Origin of the sequence: Cupriavidus necator A5-1, from assembly GCF_000744095.1 — a bacterium.
GTDB classification, from domain to species: domain Bacteria; phylum Pseudomonadota; class Gammaproteobacteria; order Burkholderiales; family Burkholderiaceae; genus Cupriavidus; species Cupriavidus necator_A.
Window position 1 is genome coordinate 4,129,627 of the sequence record NZ_JQLI01000008.1, and the last position, 15,709, is coordinate 4,145,335.

The 15,709-nt window shown below is 66.2% G+C and carries 15 protein-coding genes; 5 read left to right on the forward strand and 10 right to left on the reverse strand.

Annotated features, from left to right (window positions below):
* The first annotated feature begins 207 nt into the window (after window positions 1–207).
* The 3 genes from K307_RS43210 (at window position 208) to K307_RS43220 (ending at window position 3,225) form a co-directional block, all read left to right on the forward strand.
* Window positions 208–549 carry an NAD(P) transhydrogenase subunit alpha gene (locus tag K307_RS43210; RefSeq protein ID WP_022536554.1) on the forward strand — a complete coding sequence of 114 codons (342 nt, stop codon included), beginning with the start codon at window positions 208–210 and terminating at the stop codon, window positions 547–549.
* Window positions 549–2,024 (forward strand): NAD(P)(+) transhydrogenase (Re/Si-specific) subunit beta, encoded by a 1,476-nt coding sequence (locus K307_RS43215; RefSeq protein ID WP_042887178.1) that lies wholly within the window; start codon window positions 549–551, stop codon window positions 2,022–2,024. The genes K307_RS43210 and K307_RS43215 overlap by 1 nt, the downstream gene beginning before the upstream one ends.
* Window positions 2,025–2,178: 154 nt before the next feature.
* Window positions 2,179–3,225: a response regulator gene (locus K307_RS43220; protein WP_042887179.1), complete on the forward strand. Its 1,047-nt coding sequence runs from the start codon at window positions 2,179–2,181 to the stop codon at window positions 3,223–3,225.
* Window positions 3,226–3,240: 15 nt separating this feature from the next.
* On the opposite strand, the gene K307_RS43225 is transcribed toward K307_RS43220, so the two are convergent.
* The 9 genes from K307_RS43225 to K307_RS43265 form a co-directional block, all read right to left on the reverse strand.
* Window positions 3,241–4,494, reverse strand: coding sequence for a THUMP domain-containing class I SAM-dependent RNA methyltransferase (locus K307_RS43225; RefSeq protein WP_042887180.1), 1,254 nt, complete (start codon window positions 4,492–4,494; stop codon window positions 3,241–3,243).
* Window positions 4,495–4,557: 63 nt separating this feature from the next.
* Window positions 4,558–5,163 carry a 2-hydroxychromene-2-carboxylate isomerase gene (locus K307_RS43230; RefSeq protein ID WP_042887181.1) on the reverse strand — a complete coding sequence of 202 codons (606 nt, stop codon included), beginning with the start codon at window positions 5,161–5,163 and terminating at the stop codon, window positions 4,558–4,560.
* Between the two features lie 35 nt (window positions 5,164–5,198).
* Window positions 5,199–5,621, reverse strand: a complete 423-nt coding sequence (locus K307_RS43235; RefSeq protein WP_042887183.1) for a CopD family protein — start codon at window positions 5,619–5,621, stop codon at window positions 5,199–5,201.
* Between the two features lie 59 nt (window positions 5,622–5,680).
* Window positions 5,681–6,961, reverse strand: coding sequence for a glutamate-5-semialdehyde dehydrogenase (locus K307_RS43240; RefSeq protein WP_042887184.1), 1,281 nt, complete (start codon window positions 6,959–6,961; stop codon window positions 5,681–5,683).
* A 59-nt stretch (window positions 6,962–7,020) separates the two neighbouring features.
* Window positions 7,021–8,079, reverse strand: a complete 1,059-nt coding sequence (gene holA / locus K307_RS43245) for a DNA polymerase III subunit delta (RefSeq protein ID WP_042887185.1) — start codon at window positions 8,077–8,079, stop codon at window positions 7,021–7,023.
* A gap of 7 nt (window positions 8,080–8,086) precedes the next feature.
* Window positions 8,087–8,602: an LPS assembly lipoprotein LptE gene (gene lptE, locus K307_RS43250; RefSeq protein WP_042887187.1), complete on the reverse strand. Its 516-nt coding sequence runs from the start codon at window positions 8,600–8,602 to the stop codon at window positions 8,087–8,089.
* Window positions 8,603–8,642: 40 nt separating this feature from the next.
* The gene (gene leuS, locus K307_RS43255; RefSeq protein ID WP_042887188.1) at window positions 8,643–11,264 is read right to left on the reverse strand and encodes a leucine--tRNA ligase; all 2,622 of its coding nucleotides are present in this window, start codon (window positions 11,262–11,264) and stop codon (window positions 8,643–8,645) included.
* A gap of 183 nt (window positions 11,265–11,447) precedes the next feature.
* Window positions 11,448–12,245 (reverse strand): 4-hydroxy-tetrahydrodipicolinate reductase, encoded by a 798-nt coding sequence (gene dapB / locus K307_RS43260; protein ID WP_042887189.1) that lies wholly within the window; start codon window positions 12,243–12,245, stop codon window positions 11,448–11,450.
* Between the two features lie 108 nt (window positions 12,246–12,353).
* Complete coding sequence (locus K307_RS43265) at window positions 12,354–13,022, reverse strand: outer membrane protein assembly factor BamE (RefSeq protein ID WP_042887190.1); 669 nt, start codon at window positions 13,020–13,022, stop codon at window positions 12,354–12,356.
* A gap of 234 nt (window positions 13,023–13,256) precedes the next feature.
* On the opposite strand from K307_RS43265, the gene fur reads away from it, so the two are divergent.
* Window positions 13,257–13,688, forward strand: coding sequence for a ferric iron uptake transcriptional regulator (gene fur / locus K307_RS43270; protein ID WP_022536566.1), 432 nt, complete (start codon window positions 13,257–13,259; stop codon window positions 13,686–13,688).
* 81 nt (window positions 13,689–13,769) lie between these two features.
* On the opposite strand, the gene K307_RS43275 is transcribed toward fur, so the two are convergent.
* Window positions 13,770–14,756, reverse strand: coding sequence for a LysR family transcriptional regulator (locus tag K307_RS43275; protein ID WP_042887191.1), 987 nt, complete (start codon window positions 14,754–14,756; stop codon window positions 13,770–13,772).
* 285 nt (window positions 14,757–15,041) lie between these two features.
* On the opposite strand from K307_RS43275, the gene K307_RS43280 reads away from it, so the two are divergent.
* Complete coding sequence (locus tag K307_RS43280) at window positions 15,042–15,671, forward strand: flavin reductase family protein (protein ID WP_042887192.1); 630 nt, start codon at window positions 15,042–15,044, stop codon at window positions 15,669–15,671.
* The last annotated feature ends 38 nt before the right edge of the window (window positions 15,672–15,709 follow it).

A 15,709-nucleotide genomic window follows, 5' to 3' on the forward strand; every position in this document is an offset into this window, starting at 1 on the left:
CGGGGGAGAGGGCAGGCGCTGGCATACCACTGGCCTGACTTCGTGGGCAAGCCCGCCCTCTCCCCAACCCTCTCCCGCAAGCGGGAGAGGGGGCACGCAATGGGTCGATCAGAGCCACTGGACCTTGGCGTGCCTGACCGCAATACAGCAATAAAAATTCAGTAAAACGCGCGGCATCCCGGATTCAAAGCAACGGAGGAGAAGTCGATGGAGATGGTGAACCACACGGTGATCAACCTGATCATCTTCGTGCTGGCGATCTACGTGGGTTACCACGTGGTCTGGACGGTCACGCCGGCCCTGCATACACCCCTGATGGCGGTAACCAACGCAATCTCGGCCATCATCATCGTCGGCGCCATGCTCGCCGCGGGCCTGACCGAAGGCGGGGTCGGGCGCGTGATGGGCACGCTGGCGGTGGCGCTGGCCGCGGTCAACGTGTTCGGCGGCTTCCTGGTCACCCAGCGCATGCTGGAGATGTTCAAGAAGAAGGAACCGAAGGCCAAGGCCCCTGAGGCCAAGCAGGCGCTGGCCAGGGAGGGTGCGTGATGACCGGTCTCGTCAGCATGAACCTCGTCACCCTGCTCTACCTGGTGGCCTCGGTCTGCTTTATCCAGGCACTCAAGGGCCTGTCGCACCCGGCTTCGGCGCGCAAGGGCAATGCCTTCGGCATGATCGGCATGGCGATTGCCGTGGTGACCACGCTGGTCCTGATCGTCAAGCTCAAGAATGAATTCCTGGCGGCCGGCACGGCCCAGTCATCGGTGGGCACGGGCCTCGCGCTGATCTTCGCCGCGTTGGTGGTAGGCGGCGGCATCGGCGCCTACGTGGCCAGGAAGGTCCAGATGACCAAGATGCCGGAACTGGTCGCGGCGATGCACTCGCTAATCGGTCTGGCCGCGGTCTTTATCGCCGTGGCGGCGGTGGCCGAGCCGGCCGCGTTCGGCATCGCGCCGGCGGGCTCGCACCTGATCCCGCTGGGCAACCGCATCGAGCTGTTTATCGGCTGCTTTGTCGGTGCCATCACCTTCTCGGGCTCGGTGATCGCTTTCGGCAAGCTGGCCGGGCGCTACAAGTTCCGCCTGTTTCAGGGCGCGCCGGTGGTGTTTGCCGGCCAGCACTGGCTGAACCTGCTGCTGGCGGTGGCGATGGTCGGCTTCGGCATCATCTTCTTCATGTCGCAGGCGTGGCTGCCGTTCCTGATCATGCTGGCGATCGCCTTCGTGCTGGGCGTGACCATCATCATCCCGATCGGCGGCGCCGACATGCCGGTGGTGGTGTCGATGCTGAACTCGTACTCGGGCTGGGCGGCAGCCGGCATCGGCTTCTCGCTGAACAACCCGATGCTGATCATCGCGGGCTCGCTGGTGGGCTCCTCCGGTGCGATCCTGTCGTACATCATGTGCCGGGCGATGAACCGCTCGTTCTTCAACGTGCTGCTGGGCGGCTTCGGCGGCGAGGTGGCCGCAGCCGGCGCGGCCGGCGCGCAGGCGCAGCGCAACGTGAAGTCCGGTTCGGCCGACGATGCCGCCTTCCTGATGGGCAACGCCGAAACGGTCATCATCGTGCCGGGCTACGGCCTGGCCGTTGCGCGCGCCCAACACGCGCTCAAGGAACTGACCGAGAAGCTGGCGGAAAAGGGCGTGAGCGTGAAGTACGCGATCCACCCGGTGGCGGGCCGCATGCCGGGCCATATGAACGTGCTGCTGGCCGAGGCCGAGGTGCCGTACGACCAGGTCTTCGAGATGGAAGACATCAACAGCGAGTTCGGCCAGGCCGACGTGGTGCTGGTGCTGGGCGCCAACGACGTGGTCAACCCGGCGGCCAAGAACGATCCCAAGTCGCCGATCGCCGGCATGCCGATCCTGGAGGCGTACAAGGCCAAGACCATCATCGTCAACAAGCGCTCCATGGCCGCCGGCTACGCCGGGCTGGACAACGAGCTGTTCTACATGGACAAGACCATGATGGTGTTCGGCGACGCCAAGAAGGTGGTCGAAGACATGTTCAAGGCGGTCGACTAAGACTGCCCTGCCCGCGGGCGCCGGGAGCCTCCCCGGCCGCCTGCGGCGCCGTGCCTTGCAAGGCCGCCACGGCGCGCTATACTGGCCTCCGAATGCGCACCCTGGCTTGCCGATTGCGCCGAACCCTGCCCGCCGGCCCCGAGGCCAACGCACCATGACCTTCAACCCGCACGACAGGAATCTGTCGGTCTTCCATCACCCGGTGCTGACCGTCCTCGTCGATGACAGCAAATCGTTCATCGACAGCCTGGCGTTCCAGATGGATGCCTCGCGTGCGGTCATCACTTTCACGGATCCGCGCGAAGCGCTGCAGTGGATCCGCGAGGCCTATGCGACCCGCTTCCCGGCCTTCCTGCCGGTGCGCGTCACGCACGACGACCTGACCTTCCTGACCGAGCGCCGCACGGTACAGCTCGACATCGACCGCATCTACCGCCAGATCCACGACGTCAACCGCTTTTTGCAGCCGGGCGTGATCGTGGTCGACTATTCGATGCCGCAGATGGACGGGCTGGAGTTCTGCCAGGCGCTGCAGGACCTGCCGTGCAAGACCATTCTGCTGACCGGCACCGCGGACGAGAGCATCGCCGTGCAGGGCTTCAACCACGGGCTGATCGACCGCTACGTGAAGAAGCACGACAGCAATATGGTGGAGCGGCTGGACCAGGAAATCGATGCAATGCAACATGCGTACTTCGCTACGCTGTCGCGCACGCTGCGCGAGCTGCTGACGCGGCATTCGTTCTCGTTCCTGTCAGATCCCGCCATGACCGAGCGCGTGCGCCAGATCACCGCGCGCTATGGCTTTGTCGAGTACTACCTGTACCCCAACCCGGCCGGCATCCTGATGCTGACCGCACAGGGGCATGCCACGCTGATGGTGATCGAGACCCGCGCGGGACTGATGACCCAGGTGGAATCGGCCGAGGCCTACGACGCCCCGGCCGCGCTGATCGAAGGCCTGCGCGAAGGCCGGCTGGTGCCGTTTTTCTGGCCGGGCAACGGCATGTACACGCCGGCATGCATCGACTGGGAGCAATACTGCCTGCCGGCCGAGAATTGCGAAGGCAACGAAGAATTCTTCTACGCCCTGTTCGACCTGCCGCGCCACCTGCTGCAGGAGCCGGTGGTCAGCCTGCAGGGCTTCCTGGCCGACCTGGCGCGCAACCCTGAGGCGATGACGGGGCGCAAGCGCCCCTGACAGCGGCCGCGCCGCTCAGTCCGCCTGCGGCGGCCGGTTGGCGCCGCGCACCATGTCGAAGCGGAACAGCCGGCATTCGATATTGCCGTTGTACAGCGGCGTGCGGCGCGATTCCTTGAGCCGCAGCCGGCGCGGGAAATTCAGGTCGCCGGTAAAGACCCACGCCTGCCAGCCCGCGAAATGCTGCTTGAGCGTGGTGGCGAAGGCGCTGGCGAACTGGTTCGCGGCGGCCTCTTCCACCTCGTCGCGCGGCGCCTCTTCCTCCGGCGTTCGGCGCTGCCCGCGCACCGCGATCCGTTCCCCGTACGGCGGGTTCATCAGCAGCAAACCCGGCTCTTCGTAAGGCGGCTGGATAAAGCGCGCGTCGACCTGCTTGGTGCGCGCCTCGCCCGGCAGGCCGGCGCGTTCCCAGTTGGCGCGCGTGATCGCCAGCATGTCGGTGGAGATGTCCGAGCCGACCACCTGCAGCTCATCGGCCGAAGCCAGCATGCGTGCGCGCTGCGCGTCGGTCTTCAGCTTCTGCCAGGCCTTGGTGTCGACGCCCTTGAGCCATTCGAAGGCAAAGCTGCGGCTGCCTCCCGGCGCGATGCCCAGCGCCACCTGCGCGGCTTCGATCAGGAACGTGCCGCTGCCGCACATCGGGTCGTAGAACGGCCGGAAGGTCTGGCCCGGCACCCAGCCCGCCAGGCGCAGGATGCCCGCAGCCAGGTTTTCCTTCAGCGGCGCCTCGCCCTTCTCGGTACGCCAGCCGCGCTTGAACAGCGGCTCGCCGGTGGTGTCCAGGTACAGCGTGCAGTCGCGCTCGGTCAGGTGGGCATAGATGCGCACATCCGGGCTGGCGGTGTCGACGCTCGGGCGCGCGCCCAGGCGTTCGCGCATGGCGTCGCAGACGCCATCCTTGACCCGTAGCGCGGTGAAATTCAGGCTGCGCAGCGGCGACTTGTGCGAGGTGATATCCACGCGCAGCGACTCATCCGGCGAGAACCACTGCTCCCAGCGCACGCCGCACGCCAGCGTATAGATGTCGTCCTCATGCCGGTAGCCGCGCGCGGCCACCCGCATCAGCACGCGGCTGGCGATGCGCGAATGCAGGTTGACCGCATAGGCGGCGGCCATCTCGCCCGAGAAGTTGACCCCGCCGGGCACTTCCTGGTGCACCGTGAACGGCGCCAGCGCGGCCATGCCGGGCCGGGCGGCAATCTCGCGCAGTTCTTCGGCGAGCGCGCTCTCCAGGCCGCGCGGGCAAGGGGCAAAGAAGGCTTGGGTCATGTGTGGGTTTCCTGCAAACAAAAACGTCCGCCGTAGCGGACGGGACATATCCGATAGCTTAGTTCAAGCGGCCGCCAGCGCGCGGTCGAGGAAGTCGAGCCGGTCCTGGCCCCAGTAGGGCTGGCTGTCATGCACATACCACGGCGCACCGAAGACGCCAGCCGAGATCGCATCCTGCGTGTTTTGCGCATAGGCGGCCTGCACCGACTGCGCTTCGCTGGCCTTGAGCAGGCTGGCGCCGTCCAGGTCCGTTTCATCGGCAATCTGCGCCAGCGTGGCGGCGTCGGCAATATTGCGCTGCTGCGCCCACACCGCCGCGCCGATGGCGCCGGTCAGTTGCATCGCACGCGCGGTGCCGTGCGCGAGCTGCGCCGCGATGATCAGCTTGCTGGCCGCGTCGCCCGACACCGGGAAGAAGGTCGGCTGCGGGTGCAGCGGCACACCGAGGAATTCGCTCCAGCGCGCCAGTTCCACCAGCCGGTAGGCCTGGCGCTGCGGCGGGCGCTGCGCCAGCGGCACGCCGCCGGACACGGAAAACACCTTGCCCAGGTCGCACGGCTTCAGGTTCACCTGCGCGCCGTGGCGCTCGGCGATGGCGGTAAAGCGCGCATGGCCCAGGTAGACGAACGGCGACTGCGGCGTCAGGTAGTAGTCGACCAGCTTGCTCATCTCAGTCTCGCAACAATATTCGGCGATGGCCAGGCTCAGAACGGCTTGACCACCACCAGGATGACCACCGCCAGCAGCACCAGCACCGGCAGTTCGTTAAACCAGCGATAAAACTTGTGGGAGCGCGTGTTGCGCCCCGCCTCGAACTTGCCCAGCAGCACGCCGCAGCCGTGGTGGTAGCCGATCAGCACCAGCACCAGCGCCAGCTTGGCATGCATCCACCCCTGCCCGGCGCCGCGGCCGATGCCGTAGCCCAGGTACAGCCACAGCCCGAACACCAGCGCCGGCACCGCCAGCATGGTCATGAAGCGGAACAGCTTGCGCGCCATCAGCAACAGGCGCTGCGTGCAGGCGGCGTCGGTCTCCATCGCCAGATTGACGAAGATCCGCGGCAGGTAGAACAGGCCGGCGAACCATGAAACGACGAAGACGATATGCAGCGCTTTGACCCAGAGCATCGGGAGGGAGACGTTCGAGAACGGTTGTTATTGTTGTTGGCGCGCGGTACGCACGCAGGTCAGGTGCGGATTTCGCCGTGCCCGAACACCACGTATTTCAGCGAAGTCAGCCCCTCCAGCCCGACCGGGCCGCGCGCATGCAGCTTGTCGTTGGAGATGCCGATCTCCGCGCCCAGGCCATACTCGAAGCCATCGGCAAAACGCGTCGAGGCATTGATCATCACGCTGGCGGAATCCACTTCGCGAATGAAGCGCATGCCCGTCGAGTAGTTCTCGGTAATGATCGAATCGGTATGGTTTGAGCCGTATTCGTTGATATGGGAGATGGCCTCGTCCAGTCCCGCCACGGTCTTGATGGCGAGGATCGGCGCCAGGTATTCCAGGCGCCAGTCTTCTTCTGCGGCATCGACCAGGCCGGTGAAGCCCGCGGCTTCCAGCGTGGCGCGGGTGGCCGGACACACGCGCAGCTCGACGCCCTTCTCCTGGTAGATGCGGCACAGCGGCGGCAGCGCGGCGGCGGCGATGTCCTGCGACACCAGCAGCGTCTCCATGGTGTTGCACGGCGCATAGCGCTGGGTCTTGGCGTTGTCGCAGACGCGCACGGCCTTTTCCAGGTCGGCATCGGCGTCGATATAGACGTGGCAGATGCCATCCAGGTGCTTGATCATCGGCACGCGCGCTTCTTCCATCAGGCGCGCGATCAGGCTCTTGCCGCCGCGCGGCACGATCACGTCGACGTATTCGGTCATGGTGATGAGACGGCCCACCGCGGCGCGGTCGGTGGTCTCGATCACCTGCACGGCCTCGGACGGCAGGCCGGCTTCGGCCAGGCCCTCGGCCACCAGCGCGGCCAGCGCGGTGTTCGACTCGATCGCCTCGGAGCCGCCGCGCAGGACGGTGGCGTTGCCCGACTTCAGGCACAGCGCCGCCGCGTCAATGGTCACGTTCGGGCGCGACTCGTAGATGATGCCGATCACGCCCAGCGGCACGCGCATCTGGCCGACCTGGATGCCGGTCGGGCGGAACTTCATGTTCGAGATCTCGCCGATCGGGTCGGCCAGCGCGGCGATCTGCTCCAGGCCCGCGGCCATGGTGGCGATAGCCTTGTCCGACAGCGTCAGGCGGTCGACGAAGGCGGCGTCCTGGCCGTTGGCGCGGGCGCGTTCAACGTCACGCGCGTTGACCGCCTTGAGCTTGTCGGCATCGCGGCGGATGGCCGCGGCGATGGTCAGCAGCGCACGGTTCTTGTCGGCCGTGGAGGCACGCGCCATCGCGCGCGACGCCGCGCGGGCCTGGCGGCCGACGCGGTCCATGTATTGGTTGAGGTCGAGCTCGTTCATGTTCGTGGCCCCGGGAGGGTGGCCGTCAGTGTGAGGGGAGCAAACCCCGCGCTGGCGATTCAGCGCGCGATCATCAGGGCAAGCTGCTGCAGGCCGTCCCATGGCTCGGCCGGCAGCGCCGCGCTGCCCGGTGGCGGCAGGTCTGACAGGCCCTTGACCTGCCGGTCCAGCCGCGCGGCCATGGCCAGCGCCGCTTCCAGCCGTGGCTGGGACAGCCGCTGCGCGGCCTGTGGCACCAGCCGCTCGCGCGGGCCCCAGACGCGCAGCTCGCGCATCAGCACGCCCGCCGGCTTGCCGGCCGCGAGGCCTTGCCGGACCTTGGATAATACGCGAATTTCCTCGGTCAGCGCCCACAGCACCAGCACCGTGGCCTCGCCCTCGCCGCGCAGCCCTTCGAGCATGCGCACCAGGCGCGGCACATCGCCCGAGAGCATCGCCTCGGACAGCTTGAAGACGTCGTAGCGGGCCACGTTCAGCACCGCGTCGTGGACCTGGTCGTAGCTCAGTTCGCCGGGCGGGTACAGCAGGCCGAGCTTCTGGATCTCCTGGTGCGCCGCCAGCAGGTTGCCCTCGACCTTGTCGGCGATAAACTGCAGCGCACGCCGGCCAGGCTCGCCGCCCTCCACGCGCTGCTGCTGCAGTGCCAGGCGCTCGCCGACCCAGGCCGGCAGCCGCGTGCGGTCCACCGTGTCGACCTTGATCGACACGCCGGCGCCCTCCAGCGCCTGGAACCAGGCGGATTTGGAAGTGGCGAAATCCAGGCGCGGCAGCGTGACGATCAGCACCACGTCGGGCGACGGCTGCGCGGCGACGGCGCGCAGCGCCTCGCCGCCGTCCTTGCCGGGCTTGCCCGAGGGGATGCGCAGTTCAACGATCTTGCGGTCGCCGAACAGCGACATCGACTGCTGCGCCTCGACCAGCTGGCCCCAGTGGAAGCCGCGCTCGGCCGCCAGCACCTCGCGCTCGGAAAAGCCGGCTTCGCGCGCCGTGGCGCGCAGGCGGTCGACGGCTTCCAGCACCAGCAGGTGCTCGTCGCCGTGCACCACGTACAGCGGCGCCAAGCCCTTGGCCTTGGCCTGCTTCAGGTGTGCGTCGAGCCCGTCGAGCTTGAGTTGCATGCCTTGGTCAGATGGCCTTGACTGCGGCCAGCCGGCGCATCAGCTGCTGCACGATATCGCGCTGCATGTCGCGGTACAGCTGCTGCTCTTCGTAGTCCTTGGCCAGCGTGTTGGCTTCGTTGTAGGTCAGGTCGCGCGTCAGCACCAGCTGCGAGGGCGGGATCAGTTCCTTGCCGGCGGGGTCGCGCAGGCGGAAGGTGAAGCGCTGGGTCAGGCGATATTCGCGCACCACGCCCTCGGTGGTGATCGACAGGATCGACTTGGTACGCGTGTCCTGCAGCACGTCCAGCAGCGCGTCGGCTTCTTTCTGGTCGGCCACCACCTGGGTGTCGGACCCGCCGCGGATGGCGCGACGCAGGTCTGCGCCCATCAGCGAATTGGGCGGAATCCCGATATAGAGCCGCTTGAACGCGAAATCCGCGTTGCCGCGCATGTGGAAGCCGCAGCCGCCCAGCAGGCCCATTGCCGGCACCGCCAGCATTGCCGCGAGCACCTTGCGGCGCCCCATGTCCAGTCGCTTCATTCTTGGCGATTCCTTTTCGGGCTTACGGGGCTCCAGGCCCTTACAGCACAACGTTGACCAGGCGGCCGGGCACGACCACGATCTTCTTGGGCGCGTTGCCCTCGGCAAACTTGGCCACGGTCTCGCTGGCGGCAGCAACTGCCTCAATGGCGGCGCGGTCGGCGTCGGCCGGCACGGTGATGCTGCCGCGAACCTTGCCATTGACCTGCAGCACCAGTTCGATCTCGCTGCGCACCAACGCGGCTTCATCGACCTGCGGCCACGGCGCGTCGAGCAGATCGCCGGCTTCGGCGGCGTAGCCCAGCTGCTCCCACAGGCCGTGGGTGATATGCGGCACCACCGGGTACAGCACGCGCAGCAGGATGCCGAAGCACTCGCGGCGCGCGGCCGGCGAAGCGTTCTTGGCGTCGTCCAGCGCGTTCAGCATCTTCATCGTGGCGGAAACCACGGTGTTGTACTGGATGCGCTGGTAGTCGTAGTTGGCCTGCTTGAGCACGCCGTGGATCTCGCGGCGCAGGTCGGCATCGTCGGCCGTCGGCGCGCTGCCGGCACCGTCGCGCAGCGCTGCAGCGTTGGCGTAACCGTAGTTCCACACGCGGCGCAGGAAGCGCGACGCGCCCTCCACGCCCGAACCGCTCCATTCCAGCTGCTGCTCCGGCGGCGCGGCGAACATCACGAACAGGCGCGCGGTATCTGCGCCGTACTGGTCGATCAGCGCCTGCGGGTCGATGCCGTTGTTCTTGGACTTCGACATCTTCTCCACGCCGCCGATCACCACCGGCTGGCCATCGGCCTTGAGCGTGGCGCCCAGCGGGCGGCCGCGCTCGTCGGTGCGCAGGTCGACCTCGGCCGGGTTGTACCAGTGCTTCTTGCCCGAGGCGTCTTCGCGATAGTAGGTCTCGTTGAGCACCATGCCCTGCGTCAGCAGGTTGGTAAAGGGCTCGTCGAACTTGACCAGGTCCATGTCGCGCATGACCTTGGTCCAGAAGCGCGCGTACAGCAGGTGCAGGATCGCGTGCTCGATGCCGCCGATGTACTGGTCCATCGGCATCCAGTAGTCGTTGCGGCCGTCGACCATGGTGGCCGCGTCCGGGCAGGTATAGCGCATGTAGTACCAGCACGAATCGATGAAGGTATCCATCGTGTCGGTCTCGCGGCGCGCCGGCTTGCCGCACGAGGGGCAGGTGCACTGCAGGAAGCGCGGGTCCTTGGCCAGCGGGTTGCCGGTGCCGTCCGGCACCAGGTCCTCGGGCAGCACCACCGGCAGGTCTTTCTCCGGCACCGGCACCACTCCGCAGCTGTCGCAGTGGATCAGCGGGATCGGCGTGCCCCAGTAGCGCTGGCGCGAGATGCCCCAGTCGCGCAGGCGCCAGGTCACCTTCTTCTCGCCCAGGCCCTTGGCGCCCAGGTCGGCGGCGATCGCCTCGACCGCGGCCTGGTAGCCGAGGCCGTCGTATTTGCCGCTGTGGACGCAGGTGCCGTTTTCCTTGTCGCCGTACCACTCCTGCCAGGCTTCGGTCGAGTACGACTGGCCCTTCACGTCGATGACGGGCTTGATCGGCAGCTTGTACTTGAGCGCGAAGGCGAAGTCGCGCTCGTCGTGCGCCGGCACGCCCATCACGGCGCCGTCGCCGTAGCTCATCAGCACGTAGTTGCCGACCCAGACGTCGACCTTCTCGCCGGTCAGCGGGTGCACGACCTGCAGCCCGGTCGGCATGCCCTTCTTCTCCATGGTCGCCATGTCGGCTTCCATGACCGAGCCGTGCTTGCATTCGTCGATGAAGGCAGCCAGCTCGGGGTTGTCCAGCGCGGCGTGCGTGGCCAGCGGGTGCTCGGCGGCGACCGCGCAGAAGGTCACGCCCATGATGGTGTCGGCGCGCGTGGTGAAGACGTACAGCTTGCCGTCGTGGATCGGCTTGCCGTCCTCGCCCGGGATGTCATGGGTAAAGGCAAAGCGCACGCCCACGCTCTTGCCGATCCAGTTCTGCTGCATCACCTTGACGCGCTCGGGCCAGCCGAGGCCGTCGAGGTCGCCCAGCAGTTCCTCCGCATAGTCGGTGATGCGCAGGTAGTACATCGGGATCTCGCGCTTTTCCACCACCGCGCCCGAGCGCCAGCCGCGGCCGTCGATGACCTGCTCGTTGGCCAGCACGGTCTGGTCGACCGGGTCCCAGTTGACGGTGCCGGTCTTGCGGTAGGCGATGCCCTTTTCCAGCATCTTCAGGAACAGCCACTGGTTCCAGCGGTAGTAGTCCGGGCTGCAGGTGGCGATTTCGCGCGACCAGTCGATCGCCAGGCCCATCGACTGCATCTGCTTCTTCATGTAAGCGATGTTGTCGTAGGTCCAGGCCGCCGGTGCCACAGCGTTGTTCAGCGCGGCGTTCTCCGCCGGCATGCCGAAGGCGTCCCACCCCATCGGCATCAGCACGTTGTTGCCGTTCATGCGCAGGTAGCGCGCCATCACGTCGTTGATGGTGTAGTTGCGCACGTGGCCCATGTGCAGCTTGCCCGACGGATACGGCAGCATCGAGCAGGCGTAGAACTTGGGCTTTTCCTTGCCGTCGGGCCCGGCTGCATGCTCCGACACGCGATAGGCGTCGACGGCTTGCCAGTGCTGCTGGGCGGCTTGTTCAACGGCGGAAGGAAGGTATTTGTCTTGCATGGTCGGGACAACAGTCAGGACAACGTCTGCGCGGCTACTGGCCTGCCGGCATCCGGGGGAATCGTTGGAATGTGGGCAGCGGGCGCCCGCGGTTGCGGCGCCCGCCAACGTGCAATGCGAAAGCAGTCGATTATAACCGTGGGCGCAAGCCGGCTTGCGGCCCGTGCGCCCCACGGCTGCGCCTTACTTCAGGCCGAGCACGTCCTGCATGTCGAACAGGCCGGTGGGCTTGTCGGCCAGGAAGCGGGCGGCGCGCACGGCACCGTCGGCATACGACTGGCGGCTGGACGACTTGTGGCTGATCTCGATGCGCTCGCCGATGCCGGCGAACATCACGGTGTGGTCGCCGACGATATCGCCGCCGCGCACGGTGGCAAAGCCGATCGAGTTGGGGTCGCGCTCGCCGGTATGGCCTTCGCGGGCATAGACGGCGCAGGTCTTCAGGTCGCGGCCGAGCGCATCGGCGATCACTTCACCCATCTTCAGCGCGGTGCCCGACGGGGCATCGACCTTGAAGCGGTGGTGGGCCTCGATCACCTCGATGTCATAGCCGCTGGACAGCAGCTTGGCCGCCACTTCCAGCAGCTTGAAGGTGGCATTGACGCCCACGCTCATGTTTGCGGCAAAGACGATGCCGACCGACTTCGCGCCGTCGGCCAGCGCGGCCTTGCCGGCGTCGTCGAAGCCGGTGGTGCCGATCACCATCTTCACGCCCAGCTTCTTTGCCACTTCCAGGTGCGCCAGCGTGCCTTCGGGACGGGTGAAGTCGATCAGGCAGTCGGCCCCCTTCAGGCAGGCTTCGACGTCGGCGGTGATGGCCACGCCGGTATCGCGGCCCAGCAACAGGCCCGCGTCCTGGCCCAGCGCCGGCGATCCCGGCACGTCGAGCGCGCCCGCCAGGCTCACGCCCTCGGTGTTCAGCACGTGTTCGATCAGCATGCGGCCCATGCGGCCGGATGCGCCTGCAATGGCGATGTTCATGGTGTCTGGCTCAGCGGAATGTGCGCAATGCGCGGAAAGTGAACGAGCCGGTCATGCCTGACCGGCCCGGGAAACTGGGGCGCGCCGCGACCGGCGCGATTCGGCGGATCAGTTGGCCGGCTTGGCGGCCTCGGCCGGCGCGGTGGCCGGTGCCGGGGCGGCTGCCGGTGCAGCAGCGTCAGCCGCCGGTGCCGGAGCCGGTGCCGGAGCCGGAGCCGCGGCGCCCGCGGCCGCTTCCGGTGCCGGCTGCTGCTGTGCCTGCCGCGGCACGAAGTTCTCCACCGTGGTCTGCGGCTCGGCCTGGGCAGTCGCCGCGCTGGTGGTGGAGATCTTGCCCGGCGTCTGGTCCTTCAGCGCCTTCTTCATGCCGTCGATTTCGGCGATCAGCTCGTATTCGGAGGGCAGCTCGTCGCCGCCAAACTTGACCAGCCGGTCGCCATCGAAAAATACCGTATAGCGGCGCTGCTGCACCACCGAGGCATTGCCGCGGCGGAACGAGAACACGTAGTCCCAGCGGTTGGCGTGGAACACATCGGTCAGCAGGGGCGTGCCGAGCAGGAACTTGACCTGGTCGCGCGTCATGCCTTCGCGCAACTGCGAGGCGGCTTCGCGCGAGATGAAGTTGCCCTGCACGATATTGATCCGGTACGGCGTGATGGCGTTGGCTACCTTGCGCGAGGTGGAATCGTAGGCCGAGCAGGCGCCGGCGAGCAGGGCCGCGGCCAGCAGGGAAACAACCAGCGTCGGGCGCATGGCGGACGAACGGGTATAACGCATGTATCTCGCTTCCGGGGAGGGAAAGGAAAAGTGCCGCGGGCTGGGACAACGCCGGCGCCATATTGCGCCGGTTGCACCACATGCGCACGGGGCGCCTGCCGCGGCAACCACATGGGAAGGCAACACTGCCCGGCGCGGGATGCCTGGCTCGGACATCGCGGCCGCGGGCGACTTTTGCTGCCAAAACCCTTATGATTCAACTATCGAGACATTGTACTCTAGGGAGTCACGCCCATGCCGAGTCCGGCGGACCTCAAGAACATTGGCCTGAAGGCGACCGTGCCCAGGCTGAAGATTCTTGAAATTTTTCAGACCAGCGAACAGCGGCACCTGAGCGCGGAAGACGTCTACCGTATCCTGCTGAACGAGCATATGGATATCGGCCTGGCCACCGTCTACCGCGTGCTGACGCAGTTCGAGCAGGCTGGCCTGCTGTCGCGCAACAACTTCGAATCGGGCAAGGCGATTTTCGAGCTCAACGAAGGCAAGCACCATGACCACCTGGTGTGCCTCGACTGCGGCCGTGTCGAGGAGTTCTTCGATTCCGAGATCGAGCACCGCCAGCAAAGCATTGCGCGCGAGCGCGGCTTTACCCTGCAGGAACACGCACTGTCGCTGTACGGCAACTGCACCAAAACAAACTGTCCCCACAGACCCAAACGATAAGCCGGCACGCCCTTCGCGGCAGATGACGGCAAATAAAAAAACCGGCGCCAGGCGCCGGTTTTTTTATGGCAGCGAGCCCGCTCAGGGCGCCTGCAGGTCCTGCTCGGTCACCACGCGCGCGGGACGCGCCGGCGGCAGGCCGACGAACTCGCCCACTACCTGGCGGAACAGGTTGCGCGCCCACACCAGCATCGGGTGGGTATTGCGGCTGCGGTGCCAGAACATGTTCAGGCCCAGCGTGGTGTTCAGCTCCGCCGGCAGCGGGAAGGCCTTGAGCCCATACGTCTCGCAGGCCATGTCCTTGGTCAGCGCATTGACCGTGAAGATCATGTCGGTCTGCGCGGCCAGTTCGGCCTGGGCGCGCCAGGAATGCACGGTCAGCGTCGCGTTGCGCTTGAGCCCGCGCTGCTGCAGCGCGTAGTCGAGCGGGATCAGCGACGGCGCCGGGCGCCCCGCTCCACCGGAATGCGCCATGAAGATATGGCCACAATCCAGGTATTGCTCGAGCGTGCAGTGGTTCTTCAGCACCGGATGATTCTTGCGCGCGCAAACCCACAGGTTCAGCGACGTCACCATTTCCTCGACGATTTCCGGATGCCGGGTCGGGAACGGTGAAAATGCCAGGTCGAGCTCATTGGCGCGCATCGAGGCCACGTCGGTTTCCCAGGAATGGGACTCGACCAGCTTGATATGCAGGTCCGGCGCCAGCTGCTTGATGCGCAGCACGAAGCGGTTGAATACGGTATCGCCGAGCTCGGCGGCAAAGCCGATGCTCAGCGTGCCGGTGGCGATGGCCGGATCGAAATTGTCCGCGTCGCCCTCGTTGATCGACGACCACAGGTCCAGCATGTCGCGGATCTTGGGGCCCAGCTCGAGCGCGCGCGGCGTCGGCGTGAGGCCGTGCGGAACGCGGATGAAGAGTGGATCGTCAAAGATTTCGCGCAGCCTGCCCAGCGAATGCGACACCGCGGGCGCAGTCATATGCATTTTTTCCGCAACGTAAGTGGCGTTCCGCTTACTCAGCAGCTCGGTGAAGATCACTAAAAGCTTTGTGTCTACGTTCACCATGATCAGGCCCCGGTCAGATTTTTCTTAGCAAAGATGGCCCCACCACTTGCACTGGCTGCACATCAGATTTCAACAACGTCTTAATAGTGTAAGAGGAAAAAACATGCTCGGAAAGCAAATTCGGCATTTTTGAAGGGGCTGTCGAGGTCATTTTTCTGAAAAATACCGAAATTTTTAGGCTATTGACTGCATATAGGTACAACTTCCGGATTGCAGCAGCCAATGTACGGTGGGGGTATATTGACGCCCCGCCTTCCATTTTTATCATTCTTTTCTGACGACATCATGTCCGAGCCCGCGCCCGCTTCCGCACATTTCCGCCTTCCCGTCGAACTGCCGAAAGCCTACCGCCTGCTGAACCACGGCCCGACCGTGCTGGTCAGCGCCGCAGCCGGCGGCAAGCGCAATATCATGGCCGCCGCCTGGGCCATGCCGCTGGATTTCTCCCCGCCCAAGGTAGCGGTGGTGCTGGACAAGAGCACCTGGACCCGCAAGCTGCTGGAAGAGAGCGGCGAATTCGTGCTGCAGGTGCCTACCGTCAGCCAGGTCGACCTGACCGAGACTCTCGGCTCGAGCTCCGGCCTGGCGCTGATGGAGCAGGATGGTACCGACAAGTTCGACGCTTACGGGCTAGGGACTTTCACTGGCACGACGGTCGGCGCGCCGCTGCTCGAGGGCTGCGCCGCCTGGCTGGAATGCCGGCTGCTGCACGAGCCGGCCACGCAGCAGACCTATGACCTGTTCCTCGGCGAGGTCGTCGCCGCGCAGGCGGACTCGCGCGTGTTCAGCAACGGACGCTGGCATTTCGACGGGCATGACGGCCTGCGCACCATCCACCACGTGGCCGGCGGCCATTTCCTGGTCGATGGCGCGGCGGTCGATGCGCGGCCGCTGGCGCCCCGCCCCGCCGGCTGATATCCCGCTGGCGTAAAAAGAAAAACGCGCCCGAAGGC

What these genes read in the sequence shown, in the direction of transcription:
- K307_RS43215 (WP_042887178.1), top strand. Translation starts at nt 549, where the DNA reads ATGACCGGTCTCGTCAGCATGAACCTCGTCACCCTGCTCTACCTGGTG.
- fur (WP_022536566.1), top strand. Translation starts at nt 13,257, where the DNA reads ATGCCGAGTCCGGCGGACCTCAAGAACATTGGCCTGAAGGCGACCGTG.
- K307_RS43210 (WP_022536554.1), top strand. Translation starts at nt 208, where the DNA reads ATGGAGATGGTGAACCACACGGTGATCAACCTGATCATCTTCGTGCTG.
- K307_RS43240 (WP_042887184.1), bottom strand. Translation starts at nt 6,961, where the DNA reads ATGAACGAGCTCGACCTCAACCAATACATGGACCGCGTCGGCCGCCAG.
- K307_RS43280 (WP_042887192.1), top strand. Translation starts at nt 15,042, where the DNA reads ATGTCCGAGCCCGCGCCCGCTTCCGCACATTTCCGCCTTCCCGTCGAA.
- K307_RS43230 (WP_042887181.1), bottom strand. Translation starts at nt 5,163, where the DNA reads ATGAGCAAGCTGGTCGACTACTACCTGACGCCGCAGTCGCCGTTCGTC.
- lptE (WP_042887187.1), bottom strand. Translation starts at nt 8,602, where the DNA reads ATGAAGCGACTGGACATGGGGCGCCGCAAGGTGCTCGCGGCAATGCTG.
- dapB (WP_042887189.1), bottom strand. Translation starts at nt 12,245, where the DNA reads ATGAACATCGCCATTGCAGGCGCATCCGGCCGCATGGGCCGCATGCTG.
- K307_RS43235 (WP_042887183.1), bottom strand. Translation starts at nt 5,621, where the DNA reads ATGCTCTGGGTCAAAGCGCTGCATATCGTCTTCGTCGTTTCATGGTTC.
- K307_RS43275 (WP_042887191.1), bottom strand. Translation starts at nt 14,756, where the DNA reads ATGGTGAACGTAGACACAAAGCTTTTAGTGATCTTCACCGAGCTGCTG.
- K307_RS43220 (WP_042887179.1), top strand. Translation starts at nt 2,179, where the DNA reads ATGACCTTCAACCCGCACGACAGGAATCTGTCGGTCTTCCATCACCCG.
- leuS (WP_042887188.1), bottom strand. Translation starts at nt 11,264, where the DNA reads ATGCAAGACAAATACCTTCCTTCCGCCGTTGAACAAGCCGCCCAGCAG.
- K307_RS43225 (WP_042887180.1), bottom strand. Translation starts at nt 4,494, where the DNA reads ATGACCCAAGCCTTCTTTGCCCCTTGCCCGCGCGGCCTGGAGAGCGCG.
- K307_RS43265 (WP_042887190.1), bottom strand. Translation starts at nt 13,022, where the DNA reads ATGCGTTATACCCGTTCGTCCGCCATGCGCCCGACGCTGGTTGTTTCC.
- holA (WP_042887185.1), bottom strand. Translation starts at nt 8,079, where the DNA reads ATGCAACTCAAGCTCGACGGGCTCGACGCACACCTGAAGCAGGCCAAG.